Annotated in this window: 14 protein-coding genes and 1 tRNA gene; 10 read left to right on the top strand and 5 right to left on the bottom strand. The window is 68.5% G+C overall.

Annotated features, from left to right (window positions below):
- Positions 1-88: 88 nt before the first annotated feature.
- The gene (gene rpoD / locus G472_RS0128840) at positions 89-2,083 is read left to right on the top strand and encodes an RNA polymerase sigma factor RpoD (RefSeq protein ID WP_029011166.1); all 1,995 of its coding nucleotides are present in this window, start codon (positions 89-91) and stop codon (positions 2,081-2,083) included.
- Positions 2,084-2,205: 122 nt separating this feature from the next.
- A tRNA-Ile gene (locus tag G472_RS0128835) sits at positions 2,206-2,281 on the top strand.
- A gap of 28 nt (positions 2,282-2,309) precedes the next feature.
- Here the strand turns inward: G472_RS0128835 and G472_RS36300 are convergent.
- On the bottom strand, positions 2,310-3,434 hold the full coding sequence (locus tag G472_RS36300; RefSeq protein WP_084536975.1) for an ion channel: 1,125 nt from the start codon (positions 3,432-3,434) through the stop codon (positions 2,310-2,312).
- A gap of 600 nt (positions 3,435-4,034) precedes the next feature.
- Between G472_RS36300 and G472_RS39270 the strand changes: the two genes are divergently transcribed.
- Both G472_RS39270 and G472_RS0128820 read left to right on the top strand, forming a co-directional pair.
- On the top strand, positions 4,035-4,229 hold the full coding sequence (locus G472_RS39270; protein ID WP_156927297.1) for a hypothetical protein: 195 nt from the start codon (positions 4,035-4,037) through the stop codon (positions 4,227-4,229).
- An 81-nt stretch (positions 4,230-4,310) separates the two neighbouring features.
- Positions 4,311-4,679, top strand: a complete 369-nt coding sequence (locus G472_RS0128820) for a hypothetical protein (RefSeq protein WP_029011164.1) — start codon at positions 4,311-4,313, stop codon at positions 4,677-4,679.
- Between the two features lie 24 nt (positions 4,680-4,703).
- Here the strand turns inward: G472_RS0128820 and G472_RS37735 are convergent, their stop codons facing one another.
- Entirely contained in the window at positions 4,704-6,206 is a 1,503-nt protein-coding gene (locus tag G472_RS37735) for a polysaccharide deacetylase family protein (protein WP_156927296.1), read from the bottom strand.
- 436 nt (positions 6,207-6,642) lie between these two features.
- Here G472_RS37735 and G472_RS36290 point away from each other — a divergent pair, with 436 nt between their 5' ends.
- Both G472_RS36290 and G472_RS36285 read left to right on the top strand, forming a co-directional pair.
- Positions 6,643-6,972 (top strand): DUF2934 domain-containing protein, encoded by a 330-nt coding sequence (locus G472_RS36290; RefSeq protein WP_035694136.1) that lies wholly within the window; start codon positions 6,643-6,645, stop codon positions 6,970-6,972.
- A gap of 64 nt (positions 6,973-7,036) precedes the next feature.
- Positions 7,037-7,621: an HPF/RaiA family ribosome-associated protein gene (locus G472_RS36285; protein WP_051341534.1), complete on the top strand. Its 585-nt coding sequence runs from the start codon at positions 7,037-7,039 to the stop codon at positions 7,619-7,621.
- 7 nt (positions 7,622-7,628) lie between these two features.
- Here the strand turns inward: G472_RS36285 and G472_RS0128800 are convergent, their stop codons facing one another.
- Positions 7,629-9,113: a pentapeptide repeat-containing protein gene (locus G472_RS0128800; RefSeq protein ID WP_029011163.1), complete on the bottom strand. Its 1,485-nt coding sequence runs from the start codon at positions 9,111-9,113 to the stop codon at positions 7,629-7,631.
- A gap of 229 nt (positions 9,114-9,342) precedes the next feature.
- Here G472_RS0128800 and G472_RS0128795 point away from each other — a divergent pair, with 229 nt between their 5' ends.
- Positions 9,343-9,987, top strand: coding sequence for a chemotaxis protein CheX (locus G472_RS0128795; RefSeq protein WP_029011162.1), 645 nt, complete (start codon positions 9,343-9,345; stop codon positions 9,985-9,987).
- Positions 9,971-11,371, top strand: a complete 1,401-nt coding sequence (locus G472_RS0128790; RefSeq protein ID WP_245593622.1) for a sensor histidine kinase — start codon at positions 9,971-9,973, stop codon at positions 11,369-11,371. The genes G472_RS0128795 and G472_RS0128790 overlap by 17 nt, the downstream gene beginning before the upstream one ends.
- 54 nt (positions 11,372-11,425) lie before the next feature.
- Here the strand turns inward: G472_RS0128790 and G472_RS0128785 are convergent, their stop codons facing one another.
- Positions 11,426-12,040 (bottom strand): MlaC/ttg2D family ABC transporter substrate-binding protein, encoded by a 615-nt coding sequence (locus tag G472_RS0128785; RefSeq protein ID WP_029011160.1) that lies wholly within the window; start codon positions 12,038-12,040, stop codon positions 11,426-11,428.
- A gap of 70 nt (positions 12,041-12,110) precedes the next feature.
- Positions 12,111-12,890 (bottom strand): MlaA family lipoprotein, encoded by a 780-nt coding sequence (locus G472_RS0128780; protein WP_029011159.1) that lies wholly within the window; start codon positions 12,888-12,890, stop codon positions 12,111-12,113.
- Between the two features lie 329 nt (positions 12,891-13,219).
- Here G472_RS0128780 and G472_RS0128775 point away from each other — a divergent pair, with 329 nt between their 5' ends.
- Positions 13,220-14,206, top strand: coding sequence for an ArsR/SmtB family transcription factor (locus G472_RS0128775; protein ID WP_029011158.1), 987 nt, complete (start codon positions 13,220-13,222; stop codon positions 14,204-14,206).
- A complete protein-coding gene (gene metF, locus G472_RS0128770; RefSeq protein ID WP_029011157.1) occupies positions 14,203-15,090 on the top strand; it encodes a methylenetetrahydrofolate reductase [NAD(P)H] in 888 nt (295 codons plus the stop codon). The genes G472_RS0128775 and metF overlap by 4 nt, the downstream gene beginning before the upstream one ends.
- Positions 15,091-15,108 lie beyond the last annotated feature (18 nt).

Here is a 15,108-nt window from a genome sequence, read left to right as displayed (position 1 = left end):
AGGACGGTTGAAGCCACGCGGGAAGCATCGCGGGCACGCCGTCTTTCACCTATTTCAGTTCTTGGGGTAATGCGGGGGCAGCATACGCATGGCCACGAAAGCAGCAAACAGCGTGGAAGTGTCCGAAACCCGTGAGGAAACGGGCGACGGTCCGCTCATGGACGGAATGGGTCTGGCGGTCAAGAAGATGATCGCACGCGGCAAGGAGCGCGGCTACGTCACGTACGACGAGCTGAACTCCGCCCTGCCGCCGGACTCCTCGTCGTCCGAGCAGATCGAGGACACCATGGCGATGCTGTCCGAGATGGGCATCAACATCGTCGAGTCCGAGGAGCAGGACGACAACGCCAACGCCGAGGACCGCGGCGACGGTGAAGGCCGCTCCGCGGGCAACCTCGACGACGACGACGTGGGGCGCACCGACGACCCCGTGCGCATGTACCTGCGCGAGATGGGCTCGGTGGAGTTGCTGTCGCGCGAGGGCGAGATCGCCATCGCCAAGCGCATCGAGGCCGGGCGCGAGATGATGATCGGCGCGATCTGCGAATCGCCGCTGACCATCCGCGCCATCATCGAGTGGCACGACGCCCTGATGGAAGGCAAGATGCTGCTGCGCGACATCATCGACCTGGACGCCACCTACGGCGGCGGTCCGGACGGCGAGGGTCTGCCCGAGGGTCTGCCGGCCGAAGCCATGGCCGAGCCCGCCGGCGAACGCGAGGAGACGGCGGAAGCCGCCCCCCGCCCCGAAGGGGAGGGTGAAGGCGAGCGCGAGCCCGGCATCGAGGGCGAAGGCGAGGGCGACGAGGAGAACAACCTGTCGCTGTCGGCCATGGAAGCCGCGCTGAAGCCGCAGGTGCTGGAGACCTTCGAGAAGATCAAGGCGACGTACGAGAAGCTGCACAAGCTGCATGAGGCGCGCATCGGCGCCATGCAGCGCGGCGAGGACGTCAACAAGCAGTCCGACAAGAAGTACGACCGGCTCAAGACCGAGATGGTCGAGCTGATGAACACGGTGCGCCTGAACAACCAGCGCATCGAGCAGCTCGTCGAGCAGCTCTACGCCCTCAACCGCAAGCTGACGGGCTTCGAGGGCCGGCTGCTGCGCATGGCCACCGACACCAAGGTCAAGCGCGAGGACTTCCTGAACCACTATTTCGGCCACGAGCTGGACCCGAACTGGCTGGAGCGCATCAAGGCGCTGAACAACAAGGCGTGGAACCGCTGCGTCGAGAAGTACGAGTCGGACATCGTCCGGACGCGCGAGCACATCGCCGGCATCGCGGACGAGGCGAAGCTGCCGATCGCCGAGTTCCGCCGCATCGTCTCCACCGTGCAGAAGGGTGAGAAGGAGGCGAGCCGCGCCAAGAAGGAGATGGTGGAGGCCAACCTGCGCCTCGTCATCTCCATCGCCAAGAAGTACACGAACCGCGGCCTGCAGTTCCTGGACCTGATCCAGGAGGGCAACATCGGCCTGATGAAGGCGGTGGACAAGTTCGAGTACCGGCGCGGCTACAAGTTCTCGACCTACGCCACGTGGTGGATCCGGCAGGCCATCACCCGTTCGATCGCCGATCAGGCGCGCACCATCCGCATCCCGGTGCACATGATCGAGACGATCAACAAGCTGGTGCGCACCAGCCGCCAGATGCTGCACGAGATCGGCCGCGAGCCGACCCCGGAGGAACTGGCGGAGCGGCTGATGATGCCGCTGGAGAAGGTCCGCAAGGTCCTGAAGATCGCCAAGGAGCCAATCAGCCTGGAGACGCCGATCGGCGACGAGGAGGACAGCCACCTCGGCGACTTCATCGAGGACAAGAACGCGGTGCTGCCGCTCGACGCCGCCATCCAGGCGAACCTGCGCGAGACGACGACCCGCGTCCTGGCCTCCCTCACCCCGCGCGAGGAGCGGGTGCTGCGCATGCGCTTCGGCATCGGCATGAACACCGACCACACGCTGGAAGAGGTCGGCCAGCAGTTCAACGTGACGCGCGAGCGCATCCGCCAGATCGAGGCCAAGGCCCTGCGCAAGCTGAAGCACCCCTCGCGCAGCCGCAAGCTGCGCAGCTTCCTCGACACCTGAGCGGGACGGCCGGCGGTTGCATCGGTGTGGAGCGGGGGCCAAAACGGCCCCCGTTTCCCTGTGCGCCCGTTGCACACCCCCTTGCGCCGCACACGCGTTCAAGGCACATTCATCGCCCCCGGGGGCCTGTAGTTCAGCGGTTAGAACGCGCCGCTCATAACGGTGTTGTCGTCGGTTCGAATCCGGCCGGGCCCACCAGTTTTCCCGTTCGTGCCCGCTGTTCCCGTCATCGCGGCGGAACCCGGCCCAGCAGGGCTGCCACCTCGGCATCCGGTCGGCTGTTGCCCTCGCGCACCAGCACGAACAGCTTGTCGGCCGTAACCACCGTGTCCGGCGGGGGATTGCAGCGGGTGGTGCCGTCGGCGGCGGCGCGGTAGGCGATGGGAACCCCGATGTCGTGGCGCACCAGATGGGCGACCAGATCGGCCCAGCGCAGGCCGGACACCGACACGTCGTAGCGCCAGCACTCGTCACCGCGGCTCGTGAACAGGTCCTCGATGATGTGTTCGGCGCCGGGGGCCACCAGGGCGCGCACGATCATCTCCGGATAGCCGCGCAAGGGGCGCACCACGATGTCCGCCCCGGCGGTGCGCAGGCGGGCGCGGTCGCTGTCGGTTACGCATTCCGCCAGGATGCGGCCTTGCGCTCCCATCTCGGTCAGCCGGTGCAGGATGTCGAAGGTGTGGGCATCGGACGCCCGGTCCATTTCCCATTTTGCCAGAACCACCACCACCCGCGCGTCCCGCGCCCCGGCCGCCTCCAGCGCCCCGGGATCGCCGGCGGAGCCGTGATGGTGAACAACGCCGAGTTCGAGCAGGGACTGCGGCAGTCCCCCGGCGAAGGCGCGTGAGACGATCATCACCGGCAGGGGGCGGAAGCGGCGGCTGTGGCGGAACTCCATTACCAGACGGCACAGATACGCTTCCGTGTGCACCTCCGGCACGTTCAGGAGCAGGATGTGATCCTTCATCGTCCACCTCCATCGTCCCCGGCGCATCAGGAAGCGCCGCTCGGCGCGATACTCGAAATAGGTGGTCGCCGCCTGGAACAGGACGAAGATGCCGCCCAGATAGACCAGCACGGCCGTCGCCACCCGCCCGGCCACCGTTTGTGCCGCGTGGTCGCCGTAGCCGACCGTGGTGATGGTCGTCAGCGTCAGCCACAGCGCGTCGCCGGCCGCCATCCCCTCGATGCCCGCCATGGCGGCCGTGTGCAGCGCGATCACCAGCACCAGATAGGCGAAGAAGCGCATCACGGTGCGCAGCCGATCCTGCGGCCGCACCAACGTGGGAAAGGGTCTGGCCTGCACCGAGGGCAGTGCCCGCCGCATCGTGCGTAGGATCGTCATCATGGTCCGCAGACCCTAACGCCCTTCCGGACCCGACGGTTGCAGGCGCCACAGGACCGTTTGTCAACAGGCACCCCATTGTCGCAGGATTGCAACGCAGAGCCGCCGATTGTGTTACCCCATTGACATGAGATCACCGGGACGACTCGGGATTGATTCGATTTTCCTTTGCAATCATAGCCTTACGCATATGCCCAGAATATAGGCAAACGTGGCGGGAGCGTTGCGGCGCCTGGGGCGAATCGGGGTTACCGCATTCTTGTCAACAGACTTACCCACAGGTGTTGTGGAGTGTCCGTTCGGCGTGTATCCGGCCGAACGGAGGGTGACTTTTGTTCTCCCGCCCTCTTCTTTCGAGATAGATTGATTGACGCCGCTGCAATTTTAAGCCGTGCATCTATATTGGATGAAGGAGCGGACCGCCCCGGCTTCTCCACAGGCGGTCCCGGAGCGGTGGAGGATATGCCCATGCAGGATGTCATGCGGACGTCTTGCGAGCCGCGGCGGACCGAAGCGGACCGAAGCGTGTCGCGCCGGGGGCCGGCCCGATTTCGCCCGGGCGTCCCGGCCTATCTCCTCCACAGCGGGGCCGCGGCGTTCGCCATGGCCCTCATGCTTCATCTTCTCGTGGAACTGGCGGTGCTCGTCGATCCGACGGATCCGGCGGGGATACTGACGGCGCTGGGCGGCATGGGGGTGGTGGTGGTCACGTTGGCGCCCTTTGCCGTGGCCTTCGCGATGCGCGCCCACCGGTCCTGGTCCGGCAGCCCGCGGCCCGAGGGCGCCCGCGGTCCCTGAACGCGCGGCCGATGCGCAAACCGTTCCGTTCGCCGGTGCGTCTGGTTACACTGCGCCGGCACGGTGCCGGCGGGGGGACGCATGGGTTTGTTCGATTTCCTGAAGATCATCGTCAGCGATCCGTCGAAGAAGCGGACCGCGGCGGCCAGGGCAAAGCCCCGGTCGGCAAGCTGCGTCGAGGTCGACCACAAGAGCTTCCCCCTGGCGGCCCTGACGGCCAGGGGCTTCGTGGCCACCGGCTTCGACGGGTCGCTGATCAAGGGGCAGAATGCCCGTCTGGTGGTCAAGGTCGACGATGAGGTGGGCCGGTTCAGCTTCCCCGCAACGGTGACCATCGCTGAGGTCCAGGGCGACAAGCTGGTCGGAGAATTCCAACTCCTGACGCCGGAGTTGGAGCAGACCTTGCGCACCTACGCCCAGCGCCAGAAGCGCAAGCCGGCCGCAAAATAGGCGTCCGCGCCCGCGGCCGGCCGGTCAGCGGCCGGCCGGCAGGGGAACATTGGCGCTCATCACCGGATCGGCCGTGTTCACCAGCATCGGCGTAGCGACGGTGCGCATCTTCTCGATCCAATCCGACAGGGTGACGAATTCGCAACCCTTCGCCCGCAGCCCTTCGATCACCCCCGGGAGAGCGCTGACCGAACTGGGATAGGTGGAGTGCATCAGCAGGACGCTGGCCGCGCCCTCGGTCGTGCGCACATGCTCCACGATCTTGTCGGGATCGCGAACCTGCCAGTCACGGGTATCGACGTTCCAGAGGACGGGTACCATCCCCTCGTCGCGGATAATCGACAGCAGTTGCGTCGAATATCGGCCATAGGGCGGACGGAACAGCACCGGGTTCGCCCCCATGGCGCGCAGAATGCGGTTGGCCTCGGTAACCTCGAAACGCTGCGCCGCCGCCGGCATGGGCCGCAGATTGGCGTGGGTCAGGCTGTGGCTGCCGATTTCATGGCCGGACGCGATGAACGCCTTGATAATGTCCGGCTGATTCTGCGCCACCCGGGCAATCGGAAAATAGGTGGCGCGCACCTTCTCGCGGTTCAGGATCTCCAGGATCTTCGGCGTGTGCACACGGTGCGGCCCGTCGTCGAAGGTCAGCGCGCACATGTTCCACTCCGATCGCCGCAGCACCGCGGGGGCGACTTCGAAGCGGGTGTCGGGCAGCACGGCGCCGAGACGTCCACCCAGGCGCCGCGAGCGCTTTTCGATCTCGACCAGTTCCAACGCCTCGTCGGGCGTGTAAAAGAAGGTGCCATCCCCCATGGCGGGAGGAACGCCGTCCTTCGCCCCGTCCGCCACCGGCGGCGGTGGCGGCTTGACGGCCAGTGCCAGCGCCGGCGCGGCGATCGTCGCGACCTGCTGGGGCGCAAGGGCGACCGGTGCACTGACCGGCGCGCTGACCGACGGTGCGGCCGGCGGCGGCGTGGCGGCGGCAAGGGGCGTGGCCGCGGGCGCGGCTGCCGAGGAATCGGGCGGCGGTGTCGGCTTCACCCGCGGCAGCGGTGCGAAGGCCACCTCACGCGATCCCGCCGCCGGAGCGGCGGCCGGCGGTGCCGCCGGGGGCGGGGTGGCAGGGACGGCGGGCTTGGCTACCGGCGGCGCCGGAGAAACCGGAACGGCGTCCGTCAGGAGCAGGCAACCGAATCCGGCCCCCACGATCCGCCGGCACAGCGTCGGTGCGTCGATTCCCGACGGCAGGCCGGCCCGCAAGGCGACGCCGGCCCCGGGTGCCGGGTCCAGAGGAACCACGCCGGGAATCAACCCGTCCGCCAGCTCCGGCTTGGTGCGCTGGAGCTTCCGCCAGGCCAGCCAGGCGCTGCCCTCATCGGCGAACAGGCCCAGTTGCAGCACCACGGCACCGGATGCCGCCGGCGCCGTCCGTGCCGCCGGCGTCCCGGACGGACGAACGGTCTCCGCGGCGGACAGCGGTGAAACGGCCCCGGCCAGCGTCAGGGCGGTCAACCCCGCCAGCAAGCACAACCGCACCGAGCGAGCGGCGGGGCGCGGCGATGACCGCAGGCGTGCGGGAGCGTCGGGTGTCTGGGAAAGGGCGTGGAACAAGGGCGGTTACTCGATCACTTCCGTCCGCGTTCCTGACGGTTCCCGCGGGACCAGTTCTATGACCCCGTGACTAGCACTCCGTTCGGAGTAATTCAAACAACAAGTCACACTTTTTTGCTATTCCCGGGGTCTTTCCGGGCCGGCGTTGCCCACAAGATACGGTCGCAACGCCATGACAAAATTCGATATCTGTCGTTGCAGGTCCGGGCACGTACGGCGTCCGGGGTCGGCGGGAACGCCGGGACGCGGTGGCGGTTGGAAGCATGGACCGGGCATGCCGGGGCGCGGGCACCGCCGCCGCGTCCCGCCGTGCCCGGAACGGTACGCCCAACAGGAGGAGACACCCCGGATGGCCGAGGATCTGGAACACCGCATCCGGCAGCGCGCGCACGAGATCTGGGAGCGGGACGGACGTCCGGAGGGTCGCGCGTCGGACCACTGGGCCCTTGCCCGCGAGGAGATCGCCATCGAAGACAACCAGGCCGCGACGCTCAAGCCGAACCCGGCGGGCGGGCCGGAGGATACGGCTGAACACACCGAGCCGGTGGAACCGGTGATCAGTGTCATCAACCAGGGTGAAATGCCCGGCCTGGATGATCAGGGCAGCGGCACGCCGCAGTTCCCCGCCGCGGCCGAACCGTTGCCGTCGCCGCGGCGTCGGCGAAAGCCGGCCGGCTGACGGGCCGCGGCCCGACGGACGCCGCTTACCTCCATACCCCATGCCCACTACGAAGGCTGTCGCGATGGATACCAATCTCGAAATCGCCTATCACGGCATCGAGCCGACCCCGGACGTGGACGCCTACATCCGCGAGCGCTGCGAAAAGCTCAGCCGGTTCTACGACCGGCTGGTCGGCGTGCGGGTCGCGGTCGAGGCGCAGCACCGCCAGCACCAGAACGGCAACGTGATCGACGTGCGCATCGAGTTGATGGTGCCGGGAAAGGACCTGGTGGTCAGCCGGCAGCCGAAAAAGGCCAAGGAGCGCTACGCCAATCCCGACATCCGCACTTCGGTGCGCGATGCCTTCGAAGCGGCGGAACGCCAACTGGTGGACTTCAAGCAGAAGCAGCGCGGCGACGTGAAGCCCCACGACGCCGAGGAGCCCGGTCGTGTCTCGCAAATCTTCCCGGCGGAGGATCATGGCTTCATCGTCACCGGCACGGGTACCCAGCTCTACTTTCACCGCAACAGTTGCATCGACGTGGATTTCGACGATCTGAAGACCGGGGAGCCGGTGACGTACGTGGAAACCATGGGGGACACCGGCCCCACCGCGTCGAAGGTGTGGCGCGCGGCCGGTCCGGGCAACGATCCGGCGCGGCTGTGAGGGGGATTCACGCGGTGGTGCGCTGGTGCTCCAGGAAGGCGCCTTTCAGCAATCCCTTCAGCCCGTCGGTGTAGCTATCGAACCGCACCGAAACATGACCGCGGCCGCCGTTGAGGTGGAGCACGACGAAGCGGACGGGGGCGGTCACGGTTTCCCCCGCGGGCAGGGTCAGGCGGCCCTCCACCACATCGCCGGGCCGGAACACCGTCCCCTTCGCCTCGATGCACAGGCCGCCGATCGACCAGTTGCGGGTATCGAAGCGACCGTGCGGACAGTCGATCACCAGGCGCGGCCGGGCGAAGCGCTTGTGCCGCCGCCGTTCGTGGGGCGCGGGCGGCGGCGGCGCGGCGGTTGCGCGCGCTGTCAGGCCGCTGCCGTCCAGGTCTGCACCATCGAGCCGCGCCGAATGCAGCACCGCACCGTCCAGGCGGGCGTTGCGCAAGGACGCCCGCGTCAGGTCGGCGCCGTCGAAGTTCGTCGGCCAGGTCCTCCCGCCCGCCAGCGTCAGCGAACGCGCATCAGCGTCCGTCAGCGCCGAGTCGGCCAGGCCGGTGCGGCGCAGCGTCGCTCCGCGCAGGTTGGCTCGCGCCAGGTCCGCGCCTTCCAGGTCGCAGTAGGACAGATCGGCCATCTGAAGATCGGCGCCGCTCAGCCGCACCTTCGGGAACCGGCAGCGGCGCAGGCGCGCTGCCGACAGCGTGCGCCCGCTCAGGTCCGCTCCGACGACGGCCACCAGGTCCAGGTCCAGCCGTTTGCCCTGCGTTCCCTCGCTGTCCACCCAGGCTTCGTGGGCGGCGACCGCGTCCAGCAGGGCGGCGGCCGGCAGGGTGGTGTAGGTGGGTTCCGCCACCGCGTCCGGAGTCAGGACGAAGGGGATGAACGTCCGTTGCAGCGTCGCCCGGTCGATGACCGTCTGTCCGAACACCGCGCCGTCGAGCGTGGCACCGCTGAGATCCGTACCGAGCAAAACCGCCGAACCCAATTCCACACCGCTCAGGTCGGCATCGTTGAGATCGGCGCCGGAGAGATCGCAGCCCGTCAGGTTCGCACCGGCCAGAATGGAGCGTTCCAGCTTCGCCTCGGTCAGGCGGGTGCGGCCGGCTGTCCCGCCGCTTCCCGCGCCGGTTCCGCCGCCCACCAGTTCGCCCGCGCGCAGATCGGCACCGCGCAGGATGGCATCGGTCAGGCAGGCGCGGTGCAGGTTGGCGCCGCGCAGGTCGGCGCCGGCCAGGGTCGCACCGGACAGATCCGCCCCTTCCAGGTCGGCACCGAACAGGTCGGTCTGGCTGAGGTCGGCGGCCATCAGCTTCGCACCCGACAGGTTGGCCCCCGACAGCTTGGCTCCGGTCAGGCTGACCTTCGCCAGGGCCAGGCACGACAGGTCGCGGAAGCTGAGATCGGCGCGCTTGCCGCCCCGGCGCTTCAGCCAGGTCTGATGGGCAATGATGATCGCCTTGATCTCTTCGATCTCGGCGCCGGTCCGCTGGGTCATGGAACGGCAATCGTGGCAAAGGTGTACCGGAGCGCAAGTATGCCGCGTCCACGCCCGGCCGTCATCGTTTGCGGTGCCCGCATGTGATGATTTTCGACCGGAAGGGGCAGACTTCTGCCCGGCGCGATGCCGAAAGACACACTTGACCGCTGCTGATCCCCATCGCCATCTTCGAAGACGCCGCGGTCGGAGGGCACCGTCCTGCGGTGCGGCGCACCGGGGACACCTCATGATCGATCTGGACGAGCTGGAGCACGACGCGTTGGCGGAGCTGGTGAACATGGGAGTGGGGCGCGCGGCGACGCACCTCAGCCGCATGATCCGCGAACAGGTATCCCTGTCGGTTCCCTCGGTGCGCGTGGTCGCTCGCGACGCGGCGGTGCAGGCCCTGACCCGCAGCGGTCCGTCGCCCTTCGTGGCGGTGAGCCAGAGTTTCGAGGGCCGCTTCTCCGGCCGGGCGCTGCTGATCTTTCCCGAAGTCAACAGCCTGGAACTGGTGCGCGCGGCGGTCGGCGACGATCACGATCTGGAGGAGATCGTCGACCTGGAGCAGGAGGCGCTGACCGAGATGGGCAACGTCATCCTGAACGGCTGCCTGTCGGTGATCGCCAACGCCCTGCACGAGAGCCTCGACATATCGCTGCCCAGTGTGGTGCGCGGTGATGGACCGACGGTTCTGCTCGGTCCGGTCCGGCCGGAACCGGCGGCGGAACTGGTGCTCCTGCTCTACATCGACTTCTCCGTCCGCAGCCGCAACATCCGCGGTTACCTGGCGTTGCTGATGGACCTGCCGTCCCTCAATGCCCTGCGCGAACTGATCCACCGCTTCATCTCTGACATCTCCATCGAGGCGCGGCGTGGACCGACTGCGTGACCCGTCGGCGATGCTGTACGCCGTTCTGCATGGCCTGGATGGCGGAGTCATCGTGCTGGATCCGGCTCTGCGCGTCCTGGCGTGGAACGCCTGGATGGAGCGCGCCACCGGTCGCTGCGCCGGCGATGTGCTGGAGGGAGAGCTGAAGGCCGTGTTCCCCGCCCTGCCGGAATCGCGGGTGCAGGTCGCCATAGACGACGCGCTGACCACGGGAGCGCCGGCGGTCCTGTCGCACACGCTGAACCGCTTTCTGTTCGATCTGCGGCGATCCGACGGCACGCCGATGGTCCACAACACCACCGTGCGCCGCATCGATGCCGGCGGCGGCCCGCTGTGCCTCATCCAGATCACCGACGTAACCGTCCAGGCCGAACGTGACCGCTTTCTGCGGGAACGCCGCGAGGCACGCTACCGTGCGGTGGTGGACACCGCACCCGACGCCATCGTCACCTCTGACGTCACCGGCAGGATCCAGTGGATCAACCGGTCGGCGGAGCGCCAGTTCGGCTATACCGCGGCGGAGGCGGCGGGAATGCCCATCGCGACTCTGCTGGGCGATGCCGCCGACGGTTGGCTGTCGGCCGCCGGCCGACCCGGTGAAGCACCCTTTGAAGGCACGGGACGGCGCAAGGACGGCAGCGTGGTGGCCCTGGAGCTATCGGTCGCCCCGTGGACCGCCGAGGGCACCGGCTTCGTCACGGGCATCCTGCGGGACATCACCGAGCGCAAGCGGGTGCAGGCGGACCTACAGCGAGCTCTGGAGCACAAGAGCCTGTTGCTGCGCGAGGTGAACCATCGCATCAAGAACAGCCTCCACCTGGTGTCCAGTCTTCTGTCCCTGCAACTGCGCGGCATCACCGACGAGCGCCTGCGCCATCACTTCCGCGACGCCATCGGACGCATCCATGCGGTGGCCAGGGTGCATGGCCGGCTCTATCAGACCGAGCGGTTCCAGAGCGTGGAACTGTCCGCCTATCTGAGCGGCCTGTGCGACGATCTCATCAGCGCATCCGGTGGTGCGAGCGCGTGCACCCTGCGGCTCGATGCCGAGACGGTGGAACTGCCCATCGACATCGCGATTCCCCTGAGCCTCGTGGCCAACGAACTGATCACCAACGCCGTCAAGCACGCGGCCGGACGGCCCGTGACGGTGACCGTCACCTTGCGGTCCGCGGGATCGGACCTGGAATTCGCGGTGGCGGATGACGGCCCCGGTCTGCCGCCGGAGTTCGATCTTCAGCGCAGCGCCAACCTGGGCATGCGCATCATCACCACGCTAACCCGGCAGATCGGCGGCACCGTCCGGGCGGAGCGGAGGGTGCCGGAGGGTGCCGTCTTCCGCATCTCCCTGCCGCTGTCGCAGGTGGCCGTGGGCGGCGCATGAAAAAGCCCCTCCCGGACGGGGGAGGGGCTTCAGCCGGTGAAAGCGCAAGCGGGGTCAGCCCTGGGAGACGCGGCTGCGCAAGGCGTCGATCAGGCCGGTGATGCCGCCGCGCGACTGCACGACCGAGGCGAACTCGGAGCGCTGGGTGACGCCCATGCTCACCCCCTCGACCACCACATCGATGATCTTGAAGGTGCCCGGCGCCTGCTGGCGCACCCGCCATTCCACCTGCACCGGCGGACCGGCCGGGCGGACGATCTGGGTCTGCACCATGGTGTCCCGTTCACCCTCGGGACGGGAGCCGGCAATGCGGAAGGTCTCGCCGGAATATTCCAGGAAACGGTTGGCGTAGGTGTCGACGATCAGCCGCTCGAACAGGTTCAGATACTCCTGCTGCTGCTGCGGCGTCGCGGCGTTCCAGTGACGGCCGAGCACCCAGCGGCCGATGTAGGGCACATCGAAGCCTTCGTGCAGCAGGCGGGTGAAGCTGCTCAGCGCCTGCTGGCGCGACAGATCCGTCCGGGCGAACGTGGAGATCGCCTCGTTCCCCAGCCTTTCGATGAAGTCGCGGGCACCCGCGTCGGCGGGCTGGGCGAAGGACGGGGCTGCGACCCAGCCGCTAAGCGCGAGCAGGGCCGCAGTGGCGGCGAAGGTGCGGCGTGTCAGCATGGCGACATGAAGGTGGCGGCGGAGCGTCCCTTGTCAACGGTCATACGACGCGTGGCCAATGCGGCCACGGTCATTGCGATTTGAAATCCGGAAACTCCGGGGTGGACTGCGGTGCCGCGCTGTCGTTGATCAGGGCCTGGCGCTGCTGGCGATAGAGGCTGCGCACGGCGGCGTAATAGTCAACGGAGTTGCGGCGCAGATCGTTCACTTCCGTGATCACCCGCGACCGGGTGTCCACGGCGCCGGTGACGGCACGGCCGACGAGGAAGCCCTTGTTGTCGGTGTTGTAGGCCCAGATGCGGACCGGATCGGCGACGGTGTCGACCGCGCGGCCGGTGGCGTCGCGCAGGTTCGACGGGCCGAGGATGGGCAGGACGATGTAGGGACCGCTGCCGATTCCCCAGACGCCAAGGGTCTGGCCGAAGTCCTCGGGCTCGTACGGCATGCCGGCCACCGTGGCCACGTCGGCGATGCCGCCCGCACCGAGCACGGTGTTGGTGATGAAGCGGCCCGTTGCGACCTGCGCGTCCTCGAAATTGCCCTGCAGCAGCTCGTTGGCGATCACCAGCGGGCTCAACAGGTTGAGGATGAACGCCTGGACGGCATCGCGCAGCGGATCCGGCACCAGCAGGCGATAGCTGTTGGCCGCCGGTTCCAGGATCAGGATGTCCGCGGCCTCGTTGAAGCCGAAGATGGCCCGGTTGATCGGCTCCAGCGGGTCGTTCGCCTCGTAATAGGCGTCGCGAGCGGCCGGATCGTCCGGTGGCAGCGACGCGCACCCGACGAAGGCGAGGGAGAGGGTCGCCGCCGTTGCGGCGCGCAGGAGGGATCGCAGGCTGGCCAGCTTCATGGAGGTCAACAGCTCTCATCTCTGGTCGGACCGCGTCCGGTCCTGCGAGGGGCAGGGAGACAGGGTCGTCGCATCGGTCTTCACGGCGGACGCACGCCGTCTCGGTAGCCCGGCCGACGTTCGCCCTTTTCGTGCGTAGCACAGGCTCAACCGTTTGGCCAGTGCGCGGAAGCCGGGGTTTCACCGGCGCCGGTCGGGTGTTGCACGGCCGTTATAGGTGTCGTGTCGGGCGCCTCGTCCCGGAGCCGCAAGCGAATTCTGTTTACGCTGTATAAAGATATCTTTATATCTGTATCCGGATCTCACCGGAGCGAGGCGGACCGCAGGCCATGGACGACCTGCTTCAGACCCTGAAGGCGGCGGCGGAGCCGACGCGGCTGCGCCTGCTGGCCCTGTGCGCCCACGGGGAGCTGACCGTCAGCGAACTGACCCATATCCTGGGCCAGAGTCAGCCGCGCGTCTCGCGCCATCTGAAGCTGCTGTGCGATGCCGGCCTGTTGGACCGCTTCCGTGAAGGCACCTTCGCCTTCTACCGGCTGGCCGAGCGGGGGGCGTCGGCGGAACTGGCGCGCGTGCTGGTGGATGCCATCCCGGCGGACGACCAGACGCTGGCCCTGGACCTGGAGCGCCTGGAGTCGATCAAGCGCGGCCGTTCGGAGTCGGCTGCGGCCTACTTCCGGGAGAACGCGGCGCGCTGGCACGAGATCCGCGCCCTGCACGTGCCGGAGCGGGAGGTGGAGGCGGCGCTGGCCACCCTGCTGCCCGACGGCCCCATCGGCGACCTGCTCGATATCGGCACCGGCACCGGCCGCATCCTGGAGGTGCTGGGGCCGCGCGCCGGCCGTGCGGTTGGAGTCGACCAATCCCGCGAGATGCTCGCGGTCGCCCGCATCAACCTGGAGGCCGCCGGCCTGCGCCATTGCCATGTCCGCCAGGCGGACATGTACCAGTTGCCGTTCCCGTCCGGCTCCTTCGACGTGGCGGTGATCCACCAGGTGCTGCATTTCGCCGAGTCGCCCGGCGACGTGCTGGCCGAGGCGGCGCGGGTGCTGCGCCCCGGCGGCCGGCTGCTGGTGGTCGATTTCGCCCCGCACGACCTGGAATCCCTGCGCAGCGAGCACGCCCACCGCCGACTCGGATTCGCCGACGGGGAGATCGCCCAGTGGTGCCGTCAGGCGGGGCTGGAGAGCGCCCCCGTCGTGCACCTGGCCGGCGATCCCCTGACCGTTTCCATCTGGCCCGCCACCCGCGCCGCCCCGCCGGGCGGTGACCGGCCCGTCCCCTCCGTCCCGTCCAGCATCGGAGCCGTTCCATGACGTCCGCCCCTCCGTCCGTCAGCTTCGAGTTCTTCCCGCCCAAGACGGAGAAGATGGAGCAGAGCCTGTGGCAGGCCATCGAGCGGCTGGCCCCGCTGGCGCCGGCCTTCGTGTCGGTCACCTACGGCGCCGGCGGCTCGACGCGCGAGCGCACCCACAACACGGTGTGCCGCATCCAGCGCGACACCGGCATTCCCGCCGCCGCGCATCTGACCTGCGTCGGCGCCACCCGCGCCGAGATCGACGCCATCGCCCGCACCTATTGGGACGCCGGCATCCGCCACATCGTGGCGCTGCGCGGCGACCCGCCGGAAGGGCAGGGCGGCGCCGCCGGTGCCTACACACCCCATCCCGGCGGCTACGACTATGCCGCCGATCTGGTGGCCGGGCTGCGGGCGGTCGCCGACTTCGAGATCTCCGTGGCTGCCTATCCCGAGACGCACCCCGCCGCGCCCTCGGCCGTCTTCGACCTGGACAACCTGAAGCGCAAGGTGGATGCCGGGGCCACCCGCGCCATCACCCAGTTCTTCTTCGACAACGACGCCTATTTCCGCTTTCGCGACCGCGCGGCGGCGGCGGGCATCGCGGTGCCCATCGTGCCCGGCATCCTGCCCATCACCAACTTCGCCCGCGCCTGCGAGTTCGCCGCCATGTGCGGCGCCGCCGTGCCGGCCGGGATGGCGGAGACGTTCGAGGGGCTGGACGCCGACCCGGACACCCGCCAGCTCGTCGCGGCGACGGTGGCGGCGGAGCAGTGCCAGGCGCTCAGCGCCGGCGGTGTCGACGCTTTCCACTTCTACACCCTGAACCGCGCCGAACTGACCATCGCCATCTGCCGCCGGCTGGGGGTGAAGGCGCGCCAGGGCGCCCCGGCGGCGGAGTGATCCGTCGGAGCGGCACAC

Source organism: Azospirillum halopraeferens DSM 3675 (assembly GCF_000429625.1).
In the GTDB taxonomy this organism is placed as follows: Bacteria; Pseudomonadota; Alphaproteobacteria; order Azospirillales; family Azospirillaceae; genus Azospirillum; species Azospirillum halopraeferens.
This window is presented reverse-complemented; position numbering and strand designations above follow the sequence as displayed.

Coding starts and splice junctions, on each gene's coding strand:
- rpoD (WP_029011166.1), top strand. CDS start 89: ATGGCCACGAAAGCAGCAAACAGCGTGGAAGTGTCCGAAACCCGTGAG.
- G472_RS36300 (WP_084536975.1), bottom strand. CDS start 3,434: ATGATGACGATCCTACGCACGATGCGGCGGGCACTGCCCTCGGTGCAG.
- G472_RS39270 (WP_156927297.1), top strand. CDS start 4,035: ATGGCCCTCATGCTTCATCTTCTCGTGGAACTGGCGGTGCTCGTCGAT.
- G472_RS0128820 (WP_029011164.1), top strand. CDS start 4,311: ATGGGTTTGTTCGATTTCCTGAAGATCATCGTCAGCGATCCGTCGAAG.
- G472_RS36290 (WP_035694136.1), top strand. CDS start 6,643: ATGGCCGAGGATCTGGAACACCGCATCCGGCAGCGCGCGCACGAGATC.
- G472_RS36285 (WP_051341534.1), top strand. CDS start 7,037: ATGGATACCAATCTCGAAATCGCCTATCACGGCATCGAGCCGACCCCG.
- G472_RS0128800 (WP_029011163.1), bottom strand. CDS start 9,113: ATGACCCAGCGGACCGGCGCCGAGATCGAAGAGATCAAGGCGATCATC.
- G472_RS0128795 (WP_029011162.1), top strand. CDS start 9,343: ATGATCGATCTGGACGAGCTGGAGCACGACGCGTTGGCGGAGCTGGTG.
- G472_RS0128785 (WP_029011160.1), bottom strand. CDS start 12,040: ATGCTGACACGCCGCACCTTCGCCGCCACTGCGGCCCTGCTCGCGCTT.
- G472_RS0128780 (WP_029011159.1), bottom strand. CDS start 12,890: ATGAAGCTGGCCAGCCTGCGATCCCTCCTGCGCGCCGCAACGGCGGCG.
- G472_RS0128775 (WP_029011158.1), top strand. CDS start 13,220: ATGGACGACCTGCTTCAGACCCTGAAGGCGGCGGCGGAGCCGACGCGG.
- metF (WP_029011157.1), top strand. CDS start 14,203: ATGACGTCCGCCCCTCCGTCCGTCAGCTTCGAGTTCTTCCCGCCCAAG.